Origin of the sequence: Pseudomonas schmalbachii, from assembly GCF_017589465.1 — a bacterium.
GTDB classification, from domain to species: domain Bacteria; phylum Pseudomonadota; class Gammaproteobacteria; order Pseudomonadales; family Pseudomonadaceae; genus Pseudomonas; species Pseudomonas schmalbachii.
In genome coordinates this window covers 1,134,009-1,147,953 of the sequence record NZ_JAELYA010000001.1, presented here as the reverse complement: position 1 = coordinate 1,147,953, position 13,945 = coordinate 1,134,009, and the positions used below count along the sequence as shown (strand labels likewise).

The 13,945-nt window shown below is 54.8% G+C and carries 10 protein-coding genes; all 10 read left to right on the top strand.

Features of this window, described 5'->3' with window-relative positions:
- Positions 1-821 precede the first annotated feature (821 nt).
- Positions 822-2,648, top strand: a complete 1,827-nt coding sequence (locus JFY56_RS05105) for a hypothetical protein (protein WP_208312395.1) — start codon at positions 822-824, stop codon at positions 2,646-2,648.
- Between the two features lie 90 nt (positions 2,649-2,738).
- On the top strand, positions 2,739-3,746 hold the full coding sequence (gene galE, locus JFY56_RS05100; RefSeq protein WP_208312394.1) for a UDP-glucose 4-epimerase GalE: 1,008 nt from the start codon (positions 2,739-2,741) through the stop codon (positions 3,744-3,746).
- Between the two features lie 8 nt (positions 3,747-3,754).
- A complete protein-coding gene (locus tag JFY56_RS05095) occupies positions 3,755-4,888 on the top strand; it encodes a glycosyltransferase family 4 protein (protein ID WP_208312393.1) in 1,134 nt (377 codons plus the stop codon).
- Positions 4,889-4,915: 27 nt separating this feature from the next.
- Entirely contained in the window at positions 4,916-6,163 is a 1,248-nt protein-coding gene (locus JFY56_RS05090) for an ABC transporter ATP-binding protein (protein WP_208312392.1), read from the top strand.
- Positions 6,160-7,845 (top strand): sulfotransferase family protein, encoded by a 1,686-nt coding sequence (locus JFY56_RS05085; protein WP_208312391.1) that lies wholly within the window; start codon positions 6,160-6,162, stop codon positions 7,843-7,845. The genes JFY56_RS05090 and JFY56_RS05085 overlap by 4 nt, the downstream gene beginning before the upstream one ends.
- A 104-nt stretch (positions 7,846-7,949) precedes the next feature.
- Positions 7,950-8,684, top strand: coding sequence for a glycosyltransferase family A protein (locus JFY56_RS05080; protein WP_208312390.1), 735 nt, complete (start codon positions 7,950-7,952; stop codon positions 8,682-8,684).
- A complete protein-coding gene (locus tag JFY56_RS05075; RefSeq protein ID WP_208312389.1) occupies positions 8,674-9,447 on the top strand; it encodes a glycosyltransferase family 2 protein in 774 nt (257 codons plus the stop codon). Before JFY56_RS05080 ends, JFY56_RS05075 begins: the two co-directional genes overlap by 11 nt.
- Positions 9,448-9,505: 58 nt before the next feature.
- Complete coding sequence (locus JFY56_RS05070; RefSeq protein ID WP_328824803.1) at positions 9,506-10,900, top strand: glycosyltransferase family 4 protein; 1,395 nt, start codon at positions 9,506-9,508, stop codon at positions 10,898-10,900.
- 5 nt (positions 10,901-10,905) lie between these two features.
- Positions 10,906-12,132: a glycosyltransferase family 2 protein gene (locus JFY56_RS05065; RefSeq protein WP_208312387.1), complete on the top strand. Its 1,227-nt coding sequence runs from the start codon at positions 10,906-10,908 to the stop codon at positions 12,130-12,132.
- Positions 12,119-13,936, top strand: coding sequence for a glycosyltransferase family 4 protein (locus JFY56_RS05060; protein ID WP_208312386.1), 1,818 nt, complete (start codon positions 12,119-12,121; stop codon positions 13,934-13,936). Before JFY56_RS05065 ends, JFY56_RS05060 begins: the two co-directional genes overlap by 14 nt.
- Positions 13,937-13,945 lie beyond the last annotated feature (9 nt).

Genomic DNA, 13,945 nt, shown 5'->3' with positions numbered 1-13,945 from the left:
CTTCGGAAAGGTTTGGCTCTCTGCTTAGGTGCCTTTCCAAGATTCATAATCCAGTTGGCTTCTTCACATCACAATTCTAGTCGGTGAGATGTCGTTCAGTTTCGTCTAGTGGTTTTTGCTGTGTGACTGAGAGTTCACTCTACTGCCAGTGAGTTTTTCAGGGAGCCCTCGGTTGTGTGATCGGACGGCTGAGGGCTATGTGCTTCCTTCCGTGCCTTCCTGCCTCTGGTTGTTTTTGGTGTGCCTTTTGGGGCGGCTGTATCGCGATGATTGGCCATGTTGTTCTGGGGTAATGCAGATTTTTTGTCTGGAGTTTGTTTGATTTTCTAAGTCTGTTGATGGTTTTTAAGTGCTGTGGATATGGCTTTTCTGATGCTTTTTGGGTCTGAACTCGGATGGTTTTTGATGGATCTTTCCAGGTTGTAGGAATGATTTTTGATTGAGCGTAGGAAGTTTCCTTGATTTGTGTTTTTGATTTTGTTTCCTGATTTGTATGTTGTTTGGGCTGGTTTGGTGGATGTATAAATTCGCCCGAAGTCTGTGCATGCACTATTGGGCATGGGCTTTTGCTGTTCGGTGCCGGAATTGTGTTTCGGAGGGACGGCGTGGCTTAAGTAATCTGAAGAGCCCGGCAATTATTTTGCTTTGGTTTCAGGTTTGGCAGTTGGCCAGCTGCTGAATAGTTCTGGGCCTTGGAATGATGGCATGAAAGCTCAAAACGTCATCGTAGTTTCCGTGAGGCGAAATGGACTGAGCCGCAGTGATGCTGCGGAGCTAAACGGAATTGAATAGTCGATAAATAGTTAGGGAGTTAGACAGCTATGTTGAAGAAAACAGTGTTGGGTGCCGCCATTGCCTCCATCATGTTTGCCGGTGTTGCAAACGCAGGTGTGGTGAGCATCATCGTCGGCCCGAGTTCAAACCCGTCCGTCACTCAGAACTCTCCAGGCGATGTGAACCAGTATGCTCCGGGAGAGGCTAACTACATCGCCGGCGTCAGTGTGGAGACTGGCGCCAACTATGGTAGCCGAGCAGCGAACATTACTATCGCCCAGGAAATTTTCGGTAACCTTTCTGAAACGACCCAGTTCGATCTGCCCGACCTGGATTACGCAATCGATCCGGCTAAGGCCGTGAATGCTGCAGTTGGCCATACCATCAAGTTGACTCTTGACCGTACCGTGGCCCAGTTCGCGAACCAGGTATCCGCTAACCAGATTCGTATCGGTACCCTGCCGGCTGGTACGGGCTTTGCCATTACTAGTGGCGTAGGCGTAAACACCCTGAGCCTGACGCTGGATGCGGCGGGTGCCGCTGAGATTGCATCGGCGACATCTGCCAATCCTGAGCATGGTGTCGTGCACTTCCTGTTCCGCACTGTCGGAAGTGCCAGCGCTGCGCCAGCAAAGATCGATCATCTGCGTGCGCCGTTGCAGGGTGATGCCACCTTCGTGGCCCAGTCCTTCAACCCGCAAGTCAATCTGCTGAACGATCCGCTGAACGAGCGTCGCTTCCAGGTAACCGTTTCGGCTCAGCTGGACACTACCACTGGTGCGAACGCACTCAACTCGATCAATAACGATTCCGCCAGCCCGTTCATCGTCTTCACGTCCCTTCCAGCCGTCTACTGGGACGTCATGAACACCAACAACTGGGGCTCTTACCAGGTACTCAATTCGCTGAATCTTGCCAACCAGGACAAGACGTTTGATCCGAACGTTGTCGCCCAGGCTGGGGCAAGTGATCCGGCGAACTACGGCTCAAACTTCCAGCGCCTCGGGGCCGTTCGACTGGGTGTCAATACAGACGTGCTGAACGAGGATGGTCGCAACGTCTTCGGATTCAACGGAAGTGACCAGATTTCCAGCTATATCTCCGGTAACTTCTCTGGCATTGCGTCTATTGCGCTGGTGAATGGCAACTGCTCTTCGTATGCTGCCGGTAGTACCACTGCAGCCTATTCGTGGGATGCCGCAACTATCGCGAGCAAGACTGGCACGGATGGTATTGCCAAGTTGCCGATCAGTCTGCAGAACGCTGACGTCAACCAAACCTACAACATTTGTGCTGTAGCCAGCGGTACTGCTGCGATGGCTGCTCAGCAGACCTTTGCTGTCGGTCCGTTGCGCGTTGACTTCGGTAACGTTCGCTATGTGGACCGTGTCATCAATGGCGCTCAGATCGATCATTTCTGGAAGAGCAGCTGCGTTGCTAGCCTGTTCAACCTGCCGGCCGCCAACAACCAGGATGCCTTCTTCGTTCGCCTGACCAATACCAGCGATGACGGCCGTAACGGCAAAGTACGTGGCGTTCTGTACGACCAGAATGGCAAGCGTTACCCGGCTACAGGCAGTGCCTACATCACTGACAGCAGCGGCAAAACCCTCCTGAAGGCGCACGAAACTGGCGTTTATAGCGTCAAGGAAGTCGCTGCCGCCTTCGGTGTCAACGGCGACGACTGGAATGGTGTGGGTGGCCGTGCCCGTTTGGTCATGGAGGGCGAGTTCCCTACCTGTGAGGCTCTCGGTCTGATTCGTACCCCCAATGGTACTTTGGTCAATATGACCTCTACGACCCAAGGCAACTTCAACGGTGATAGCGGTCCTTCCTCGACCATCAACCACGAAGCAGGAAACAATCGTAACTAACCACAGCGTCACTGCGTGATTTGAAAGAGGTGGCATAAGTCACCTCTTTCTTCTGCCCTACGATGAAGACTTAGTTGTTACGGTGCGTAGATGAAGGTGCTTGTGACGGGTGGGACGGGGTTCATTGGTTCCCATGTCGTGGCTGATCTGTTGGAGCAGAACTCAGAAATAGTAGTTCTGGATAACCTCAGGAACAGTTCTCGTGAGGTCATTGATCGGTTGAGATCGTTGGCGTCGACCGAATTCGATTTCATCGAGGGGGATGTACGAGATACACAACTCGTTCGTGAAGTGATAGCTACGCATGCTGTAGATGCGGTAGTTCACTTGGCGGGGCTCAAGTCAGTTTCGGAAAGTGTTCGTTTCCCTTTGGATTACTATGACAGCAACCTTGTCGGCTCAATTGCATTGCTGAACGCTATGGCCGCAGAAGGTGTTTATCGTCTGGTATTTAGCTCATCTGCGACAGTCTATGGAAGTCCGGAGTCCACTCCCATAACCGAATCACACCCGGTTGGTAGAGTCGAAAATCCGTATGGGCGCAGCAAGTATTTTGTCGAAGAAGTACTCAAGGACCTAGTCGCTTCGGACAAGCGCTGGTCCGTAGCTATTCTTAGATACTTTAACCCAGCTGGAGCGCACTCAAGTGGGGCTATAGGTGAAAGCCCGAAAGGGACTCCGAACAATCTCGTACCTATTCTCACAAAGGTCGCACTTGGAAAAATGGATAAAGTCTTCGTCTATGGGGATGATTATCCAACGGTCGACGGAAGTGGAGTGCGTGACTATGTACATGTCTGTGATCTGGCTAAAGGGCATGTGCAGGCTTTGGATTACATATTTTCTGAGTCTGGATTGCATGTCTGGAATATGGGGGCGGGGCGGGGTTACTCGGTTATGGAGGTGCTTAAGTCATTTGAGTCAGTGATCGGGAAGTCAATTCCTCATGAGTTCTCTGGGCGTAGGCCTGGTGACGTGGCAGAGTGTTGGGCTGATATCAGTAAGGTTAAGCGCGAACTCGGTTGGAAGTCTGATAAGGATATTCATCAAATTGTCCAGGATGCATGGCGTTGGCAATCCCTGAATCCTGAATTGTGATGATTCCTATGATCGAATTCAGCTTTAATAGATTGGCTATGATTTCAAATCAGGCATTCTCGATCATAAATTTTCGTGGTGATTTGATCCGGGAAATAGTTGATAGAGGAATAGCGGTCTATGCGTTTGCTCCGGATTACGACGAGCCTCTCGAAGAAGAGGTAAGGAAACTGGGAGCGATTCCGGTTCGCTGTCCAATAGATCGTGTCGGGTTGAATCCATTGATGGCGTTGAAGACCATCAGAAATATGGCGGACTTGTTCAAGAGTCTAGGGGTAGATGCTGTATTTAGTTATTTCGCAAAGCCCGTTATATATGCGGGGCTGGCTGCGAGGCTGACAGGGGTTCGGTATATTTACTCTCTCATTGAGGGTGCTGGATATGTTTATTCGGATGTTGGGTCTTCGTCTCTAGGGCGGGTCCTGCTGCGATGGTTGGTGAGTGCGCTTTATCGTGTCAGTTTGCGCTTCTCTACTCGTGTATTTCTTCTCAATGCTGACGATTATCGCTTGTTTGTAGACGGTGGACTTGTCGACTCCAAAAAAGTGTTGCTCCTTCCGGGAATCGGTCTTGATCTGGATCGATTTCGAGCCGAGCTGCCTGTAGTTAGTCCCGTTATGTTCGTCTTCGTTGGTCGGTTGCTACGAGAGAAGGGGATTTTCGATTTTATTACTGCTGCAAGAATGGTTAAGCGACAGCATCCACAGGTGGAGTTTGTGGTGGTTGGGGATGCTGATGCCAATCCGGACTCCATTCGGCGTGAAGAAATTCAGAAATGGGAAAACGATGGCGTTGTGCGTTGGGTCGGGCAGGTCGATGACGTACGTACCTGGTTGGCACGTGCCAGTGTCCTCGTTCTACCTTCCTATTATAGAGAGGGGCTTCCCAGAAGCATTCAGGAGGCTATGGCGTTGGGGCGTCCAGTAATTACGACCGATTGGGTCGGCTGTCGGGAAAGTATTGAGGCTGATGTCAACGGATTCCTCGTACCAGTTCGCAGTCCGTCCAGCATAGCCTCTGCCATGGAGCGATTCATTTTGGATCCACAACTGATTGTTAGTATGGGGTGGGAGAGTCGGCGTATCGCAGAGGTACGATTCAACGTTCATGAAATTAATCGCAAGCTCATGGCATGCATGTAATCCAGATAGTGTTCATCGGTAATAATGATGCCAAGCAAAGAGCTGTTCGTCATTGAGGTCGAGGGGGTGGGGAAATCCTTCAGGACTTACGATCACCCCGGTAAACGATTTCTTCAGGCATTGTCTGGTAAGCGACTCAGACTGCATAGGGATTTCTGGGCGCTTCGTGACATCAGCTTCCGTATCAAGTCCGGAGAAGTGGTCGGGATCATCGGTAGAAATGGCTCAGGGAAATCCACGCTTCTCCAGATTATCGCCGGTACTACTCCTGCAACGTCGGGATTTTCTCGAATCCATGGAAGGGTTGCTGCTCTTCTGGAGCTGGGAACAGGGTTCGATCCTGAGGAGTCCGGGCGGAAAAATGTAATCTTCAATGCACAGTTGCTTGGTATGAGCCAGGAGCAGATTGACCGGAATTTGGATGAAATAATCGAATTCGCGGAGCTTGGAGACTTCATCGATCAGCCTGTGAAGACCTATTCCAGTGGCATGGTTGTGCGCTTGGCTTTTGCCATCAATGCGCATGTCGATGCGGATGTATTAATCGTTGACGAAGCACTGTCAGTAGGAGATGCGGCATTTCAATTCAAGTGCCTGAGCCGACTGGATACTTTGCTGTCGAAAGGCGTCACAGTTCTTCTCGTTTCTCATGATGTTCAGTTGATCAAGGCGTATTGCAATAGGGCTATCTATCTAAGAAAAGGACAAGTCGAGTTCGACGGGGACTGTGAGTTGGCCTGTGAACTCTACCAACGGGATTGCCTTGCGCAGCAGTGCGCCGAGGCGGCGCCGGTATCCGCGGCTGAAGTTCAGTGTCCAGGACGCGGTGGATTGGCATTCGGTAATGGCAAAGGGCGAATTCAGGCTCTGCATCTATGCGGTATCGGCGCTGAGAGAGGGTATTTCGAGAGCGGGGATGTTGTAATTGTAGAGGTTGTCGTGCAGCTTTTCACGCTAGTGCCAAACCCGCGTATAACCCTGGTTCTACGAGATATCCGAGGGTATAACCTCTACGCGGTCAATAACGCCCAGTTAGGCGTCGACCTGAGTCCGGACGCCGAAGGCGTATTGCGCACCCGGATCAGTTTTATCGCCGATCTTCAGGCCGGTGACTACTCCTTGACGCTGCGCTTGGACAACGCTGTCTCGGATAGCCTTTGTGAGTTGCTGGACAAGCAGGTTGGTGCGATTTCCTTCCGTGTCGTAACCCCGCAGAAGCGCTTCGATGCCGTGGTCAATTTACATGGCTCCTTCGAGGTATTGTCCACATCATGAATGGCTTTGTTCGTCTGCGGGACTTGACTGTAGTCTTTGTCGTTCATGGCGGTGAGCTAGAACTCAAGTCAGCCATATTGGCTGCTTCCTTGCGGGCGAGGTTGGGACCCGATATCCGCATCATCGCGGCTGTAGCTCGTCCGATTAGTGACTGGGGGGATATCAGTCATGCGTCCGTGCGCCTGTATCAGCGTTTGGGGGTCGAGTGTCAGGAGATAGAAAACCCGTTCGGTATGAGTTATCCCATTGGCAACAAGTTTGCTGCCTTGGCTCTAGGGCGAGCCCATGGGTACACCTTGTTTCTCGACAGCGACATGTTGTGTCTGGAAGCACCTGATTTCACCAGGCTCTGTCACGTAGATGTGGCATTCAAGGCCGCTGACATGGCGTTGGTACCAGTAGAGGTTGAATATTGGCGACGTATTTTTGCGTTGTTCGATATGAACTTGCCGCCATCTCGACTTTTGACGACGTGCACCAGCGAGCTCATGCCGCATTATTTCAATGCCGGATTTCTCTGGGTTCATGACGCCCCACGATTCGCCGAACGTTGGCTTGAAATTTCCAAGCGCATAAGTGAAGAGCCGGACATCCCGCACAAGTGGCCCTGGCTTGATCAGCTGGCTTTGCCCGTTGCAGTGGAGAACTTGGGCTATAGGGTGGAGATCCTTGCAGAGCGCTACAACTTCCCTTTGCACCTGAAGTCACTTGTAGCGGGTTCCCGGCCGTTTTTCTGCCATTACCACGACGCCTCCGTGTTAGCTCGTGAGCCGGAACTGATTGGTGAGTTGAAGGCATTGCAGCAGCGCTGGCCAGAGCTTGCAGAAGTGATTGCAACGGATGCAGGTTGGCAGGCTTTGCTGAAGCCTCCAGGTACGGATGCTTCGTTATCTGGCTTGGACGTAATTATCACGGGGTTGCCAAGAAGCGGCACTAGTTTTCTCTGCAGGCTCCTGTCCGAGCGGCAAGACACAGTAGTAATCAATGAGCCGTCCAGCATATTTCCTGCGCTAGCTCGAGGGGCACGGCCATGGGGCATTCCGTTGATCTATGGTGAGATACGCCGTGATTTGCTGGCAGGCAAGCCCGTACTGAACAAGCACATGAATGGTCGATTGGTCGACGACACAGCTCGTGGCTTGGATAGTGCGTCACCGTATTGGTCGAACGTTCGTAATCCAGCCTTCACCCTGGGAATCAAGAACACTTTGGCGTACCTGGCGCACTTGCCGTCAATTTTGAAGGTCATGCCGAATGCTCGATGCGTGGCGCTCATCCGACATCCGTATGACTGTCTGGAGTCCTGGAGCAGGACATTCCCGCATCTGCGTTTTGCCGACGTGCAGTCCCAGCCGGTAGGTAATCCGGATGACCCGGGACTTACTGGTTGGCAACGCAAGGCCTTGCTCGACGTGGTTGCAACCGAGTGTTTGGCGACCCGCAGAGCCCTCTGGTGGCGCTTTCTTGCCTTGCAGATATTGGAGGCCGGCACGCGAGTGCGCTGGTTGCGGTACGAGGATTTGATGGAGGATCCCCCGGCCATGGCGGAGTTGTTGATGGGGGATGCTTCGCTTCCGGCGCTGGCTCCCATTCGATGGAGAGGGGAAATGGATAGGCAAGAGCGAACGCTGATCGCTGGAGTGGTGTGCGATGTTGCTGAACGACTTCAATACGTCCTTTGAAAACTCAAGAACTGTTCGTTGGGACAAGATGCTATTCACGATAGATGTTCTACTCGAGAAGAAGGGACTAGTTGCTCAGCTTCCGAGATCGGGGTGTTTCATATATGACTGATGTCACCCTTGTCATGAACTTCCACGCTGAGGGTGTACTAGCGCAGTGGAGTCTTTTGGCGTTCCAGCGGATGCGCATGTTCGCAGTGCTTCACGGAATCCAGGTGCAATTGGTGGCGGTGCTCGATTGCATCGAGGATCAGACGCGCCGGATAGTCATGGAGCATCCTGTTCTCGAGTCAAACGACCTCGTGGTGGAGGTGCGTCATGCTGACCTTGGGCTCTCTCGCAACGCCGGCGTGGCCTTCGCCCGCGGCGAATACCTAGGCTATCTCGATGGTGATGACTACTGCAGCGGCAACTGGCTGGTGGAGGCGTTATCCGTTGCCCGATCCTGTGGCGGTCGGGTCGTGGTGCATCCGGAATACATTCTCTCTCACGGCGCAGTCTGCTCGGTTGGAAGGGTTGTTGATCAACTGAAGGATGAGGGTTACAGCGCCGCAAACTGTTTCAAGTCGCACCCGTGGGGGTCGGCTGTGTTCGCCAGGAAGTCTGTGTTCGAGGAAATTCCCTACCAGGAAACCCGGGTGAATGAGACAGGATTCGGTTATGAGGACTGGCACTGGGGGCTAGAGGTCATAGCTTCCGGCCGGCTCCATACAGTTGCATCAGGAACGGCGTTTTTCTACCGCCGAAAGGCGATATCGATGCTGGTAGACATGAATGCCCGGCAGGCAATTGTGCGTCCAAGTCGTTTTTTTCAGGGGGCGACCGCGCATGCTTGTTGATTCCGGGCGGGTAGGCACTGCCAGCCTCGTGATGACTTTCCATGCCGAGGGCGTATTGGCGCAATGGTCGTTGTACGGTTTTGAACGCATGCGCTTGCAGGCCGAACAGCAAGGTATCAGCGTGCAATTGGTGGCAGTCCTGGACAACGTGGACAGCCAGACCCGCCGGATCGTCGAAGATCATCCTGTTGTTCGTGTATGTGATCGTATTCTCGTGACGGCGCATGGCGATCCAGGGCTTGCACGCAACGCCGGAATTGCGGCGGCCAGTGGGCACTATGTTGGCATTCTCGACGGCGACGACTATTGCAGTGCCAACTGGATTTCCGCGGCTGTCGGGGTTTTACGCGAAAACCCGCAGGTCGTGGTGCATACGGATTATTTGGTGGTTTTTGGCGCGACCTGGGGGCTGGGACGCCAGTCCAACCAACTGGCAGGTGAGGGGGATCGGGAAAGCTGCTTCAAGTTCCATCTATGGGTCTCGACGGTGTTTGCTTCGCGCGATTTTTTCTTGCGCTGTCCCTATCGGGCAACTCGCATGGCGGCGAGCGGGTTCGGATATGAGGACTGGGACTGGAGCCTGGCGGTCCTTGCTGAAGGGGCTTTGCATGTGACCGTGCCTACCACTGCGCTGTTCTACCGGCAGAAAGACGATGGCTCGCGGCAACAAGCGGCTGAGTCACAGCAAGTTGTAGTGGCGCCGGGGCCCTTCTTCTCAGCCGAATTCTGGATGCAACGAGGACAGTATGAACATAGGGACTAGGATCAAGCCAAAACTTGCACAGTTTGCCCGGCACAACTACCACCGGAGCATGCGGGTCATGCGCCGGCACCTGAATGAGCGTCAATTGCAGAGGGTGGTGCTCTTCTGTGACTGGGTGAAATACAAGTACTTCCGCGAGCTATTCCCTCACTCGACGCCGGGTCCAGTTGCAATACCCCAGGCTGGCGTTGTGCCGAGCTGGATAGTTGATGAAATGCGTGCACTTTCCATCATCGAGCCGGCTCTCTACCCCACGCCTGAGCTGCTGGCGAAGTTCCATGCGTGGAACCCGCCGATGGATGCCTATGCATCATCTCTCTATCGAGAAATGGTAGGGGACTTCATTAGCTTCAAGCCTCAGGTCATCTTCCTGATCCCTCATCTGATGCGAGGAGGTTCCGATCTGGGAACGCTGCACCATGTGCAGTTGTGTGTTGATCGAGGCATGAGGGTCACGGTGGCACTGACGCGGGATGTGGTTTCACCCTGGGTTCATCGGCTTCCGTCGGAAGTACGAGTGGTCGAGTTCGGACAGCTTACGCGCCTGGCCAGCGAGGGGGATCGCGACCTGGTGCTACTGCGTCTCTTGTTACAGAGCCCGGCGGAAACCATCCATCTGATCAATTCACATCTGGGATGGCGGCTCTTCGAGCGCTTTTCCAAGCCCCTGATCAGTAGTGGCAAGCGACTTTTCGCCAGCGTCTACTGCGACGATATCAACTCGAATGGCGTGCGTTGTGGCTATGCAGTGGAGTTTCTGCCAAAGGCCTGGCCGCATCTCTCGGGGGTGCTATCGGACAATCGTGCCTTCATCGATAGCCTCCATCGACGAGATGGACTGCCGCGAGAGCTTCTGCATGCCGTCTACTTTCCATGCATGGCGCGGAGCATTGCTGCGCCATCCAATGGTCGTCGTGTTTTGTGGGCCAGCCGCCTGACGGCCCAGAAGCGCCCTGAACTGCTCTATCACATTGCTCAGTCCATGCCGGACGTCATGTTCGATGTATATGGCGAACTGGACCCTGCTTGTGAGGGAATAGGGTGGCGCTTGAAGGCGTTGAGTAACGTGAACCTGTGCGGGCGTTATGACGACTTTTCCAGCATGGTGTCCAGCGGTGTGTACGGCGTGTTCCTCTATACCTCCGGGTATGATGGCCTACCCAACGTGCTTCTTGAGGCAACCGCCGCAGGCCTGCCGATTGTGACGGCCACCGTGGGTGGCATTGCGGAACTGGTTGACCAGGATAGCGGTTACCCGCTCGACCCTTTGGCTGGCCCTCTGGCCTTTGTGGAGGCGCTTCGCAAGGTGCTGGCCGAGCCGGTAGAGGCTGGAAGACGGGTGCTGAATGCTCAGGTAATTCTGCGTGAACGGCATGGCTGGGATGCATTCATGCGAAGCATCGATGCACTCGACGGCTATCTGCCGTCGCCGGAGCAGCGCGCGGCGCAGTGAGTTGTATGATCGATTGGCGAGAGGGTATTGCGCGATTCGGGATTTTCGCCCGGCCTGTGCTCCGATTGTGCTTTGGAGAGTTGGGGCGCGCGTTGCAGCACAAGTGCTTGGGGACGTCCCTTCCTGTTGGGGCATTGGTGCGTGAGCCTTGCCATGCCCGACCTTGGGAATTCAGTCGACCTCTGCTCAGCGTAGTGATCCCCTGTTTCAATGACGGACAATACCTTTTAGAAGCTCTGCGCAGCCTGCAGCACCAGACATTCCAGGATTTCGAGGTCTTTCTGGTCGACGATGGGTCCGAACATCCAGGTACGCTGCGGCTTCTGGCGTTGATCGAGCGATTGACGCGTGTTGAGCTGATTCGGCAATCCAATAAGGGGCCTGGAGCTGCCAGGAATGCAGGAGTCGCTCGAGCGCGCGGACGTTACATCTGCTGTCTTGACTCCGATGACCGTCTGGCACCGGACTATCTGGAAAAGTGTGTAGTACTGCTGGAGGCCGATGCCGGTACGCGCCTGGCCTACAGTTGGCTGCAATTGTTCGGCGAGGAGAGTCGGTTGTTCAGAGCCCGGGATCTGGACTTTGGACTGCTGCGCTATGTGAATCACCTGGGCTGTTCTGCGGTGTTCCACAGGGATGATTGGTGTGCAGCCCGGGGATACTCGGAAGCACGGGAGTGTCTTTACGAGGACTGGGACTTCTGGATTCGCCTGGCGTGTCTTGGAGTTCACGGCCGAGTGATCGAGGAGCCGCTCTTCCATTACCGCCGACACGGCCGCACGCGCCTGCATGGCGCCAACCAGAGTGCCTGGAAGTCTCGGGGCGTGCTTCGTCGTGCACATAGACGCTTCTTCGCCGATGACGCATGGCGCCAGAATTTGATGGCGTGCCGCACCTTGCGTCCGACTGTCGATCCAATGTTGAACCTGAGCCGTCCCGAGCAATATCGCCAATGGCCGGGAGGCATCGTGCTTGTCCATCTGAGAGAGGGCGAGGATGCGGCACGTTGTTGGCAGTTTGCGTCGTGCGCAGGTGACGCATCGTTACAACTTATCGTGGAGCATGACGGACCACTTCCCCGCTGGCTGGTTCAGCGTGCCGAAGTGATCTATCGGTTACCAGCCTTCCTTGATCGTAGTCAGTGGCGTGAGTTCGTGGACAACTTCCATCGAACCCGGAACATCATCTGCTCGTTGCCAGAGTCAGGAGAGGGGACTGATGCGGCAGCATGACACTGACTTGCCGGAGGTTGTGATTGTCTCCGGCGATGGTTGCACTGAGGAAACCCTGGAGGCCATCGGCTCCTTTTTGCGAGGACAGACGTTGGCCGGCTGGCGTTGGCTGATTCGCTCGCGAAATGTCCCCAAGGGGCTGCTTGACGATACGCGGGTCTGCGAGTTTCCCGGTGACGATTGCGATGTACTCCATTGGGTGACGGCCAGCGGCTGCATCGCCTGGCTGCATCTTGACGAGTCTCCTGATGGCTTGAGCGCTACGGCCTTGGAGCAGGCCTGCTGGTTCTTTCACTCGCGTCCGGGTGCCCAGTTCGCCGGCTTCTGTCGAGTCGACAACCTCTCTGTTCGATTAGTCGCCTTGCGCAGTCCTCCCCAACAGGGAGCGTATTGGAGGAGGGGAGCGGGTGCCTTGGTGCCGGCCGTTCGGAGGCATGGATGTCGAGACCGACGGCAACTTCTGATGTTGGTGCCCTGGTTCGAGACAGGCGGGGCAGATCGCTGCAATCTGGACATTGCGGCCGTTCTGTCCCTTCAAGGATGGGACGTGACGTTCGTCGCTACCCTGGAGGCCGGACATCGCTGGATATCGCGTTTCTGCGAGTTAAGCAGTGACCTGTTCGTTCTGCCGCACTTTCTGGCCGTAAACGCTGTCGGTGAATTCATGGCAGAACTCGTCGAACGTCGGGATCCGGATCTGGTGATTCTGTCCAACTGCCGTGTGGGTTACGAATTGCTCCATGTACTGCAGGCTCGGCGACCGCAGTTACCGGTGGTTGCCCTCAATCACATGGAGGAGCCCTGGGAGTCGGGTGGGTATCCGGGGTTGGCAGTGCATTACGACAGGCTGCTGACTCAGCATTGGGTCGTATCGCAGCACTTGCAGCGCTGGATGCAGGGTCGTGGCATCGAACGTTCGCGTGTGGATGTTCTCCACTGGTTCACTGATATCAATTACTGGAAACCGGACCTGGCAGCCCGTCATCGCTTGCGAGAGCGTCTGGGCATTGCTGCCGAAACTCCGGTTATCGCGTACGCCGGGCGCATTTGTCGGCAGAAGCGGCCGGATCTATTTGTCAAATGCATGCGGCGATTGACGGAGCGTAATCAAAACTTCGTTGCGCTGGTAATGGGCGATGGGGAGCTGGCGGTCTGGTTGGAGAAAGAGTTGTATCGGCAGGGACTGGCGGGGAGGGTGCATCTGCTTGGTTGGGTCGATGATGCCGGCCTGCGGGAGGCGCTGCAGGCGGCCGATTTATTCTTTCTGCCGTCTGAGGCTGAGGGCATTGCGCTGGCGCTTTACGAGGCAATGGCTACCGGCCTTGGCATTGTGGCTGCCCGGGTCGGTGGGCAGATGGAATTGGTTGTTCAGGATTGCGGCCATTTGATCGATCCCACCTCCGGAGACCTGGTTGTGGCCTATTCCACTGCGCTGGAGCATCTGATCGGTGATCGGGACCAGTTGCGTCGAATGGGGGTCCTGGCGCGAAAGCGCATTGTCCAGTATTTCGAACGGGAAAACTTCGAGGCGAGGTTGCTGCTGTTGGTCGGGCAGGTATTGCATGGGGCTCGCCCGCTAGTACGCCCGCTTTACCAGGGGGCTGGGCAGCATGCAGAGGCTCATCTGAAATGGCAGTGGGTCACCTGGCGTCTGCTCAGTGTGCTAGGGCGATACGGCGCATTGCGTGGCGGAGTGACATGGCGGTTGGTTTCGGCTTCGGTGAAGGCGTTGTTCCATATCAGGATATTCGGTACTGCACGTACCTGGGCACGACTCCGGCGGAGAGGGAACGGATGTGAGTGATAGGAGGGA

What these genes read in the sequence shown, in the direction of transcription:
- JFY56_RS05105 (WP_208312395.1), top strand. Translation starts at nt 822, where the DNA reads ATGTTGAAGAAAACAGTGTTGGGTGCCGCCATTGCCTCCATCATGTTT.
- galE (WP_208312394.1), top strand. Translation starts at nt 2,739, where the DNA reads ATGAAGGTGCTTGTGACGGGTGGGACGGGGTTCATTGGTTCCCATGTC.
- JFY56_RS05095 (WP_208312393.1), top strand. Translation starts at nt 3,755, where the DNA reads ATGATCGAATTCAGCTTTAATAGATTGGCTATGATTTCAAATCAGGCA.
- JFY56_RS05090 (WP_208312392.1), top strand. Translation starts at nt 4,916, where the DNA reads ATGCCAAGCAAAGAGCTGTTCGTCATTGAGGTCGAGGGGGTGGGGAAA.
- JFY56_RS05085 (WP_208312391.1), top strand. Translation starts at nt 6,160, where the DNA reads ATGAATGGCTTTGTTCGTCTGCGGGACTTGACTGTAGTCTTTGTCGTT.
- JFY56_RS05080 (WP_208312390.1), top strand. Translation starts at nt 7,950, where the DNA reads ATGACTGATGTCACCCTTGTCATGAACTTCCACGCTGAGGGTGTACTA.
- JFY56_RS05075 (WP_208312389.1), top strand. Translation starts at nt 8,674, where the DNA reads ATGCTTGTTGATTCCGGGCGGGTAGGCACTGCCAGCCTCGTGATGACT.
- JFY56_RS05070 (WP_328824803.1), top strand. Translation starts at nt 9,506, where the DNA reads ATGCGCCGGCACCTGAATGAGCGTCAATTGCAGAGGGTGGTGCTCTTC.
- JFY56_RS05065 (WP_208312387.1), top strand. Translation starts at nt 10,906, where the DNA reads ATGATCGATTGGCGAGAGGGTATTGCGCGATTCGGGATTTTCGCCCGG.
- JFY56_RS05060 (WP_208312386.1), top strand. Translation starts at nt 12,119, where the DNA reads ATGCGGCAGCATGACACTGACTTGCCGGAGGTTGTGATTGTCTCCGGC.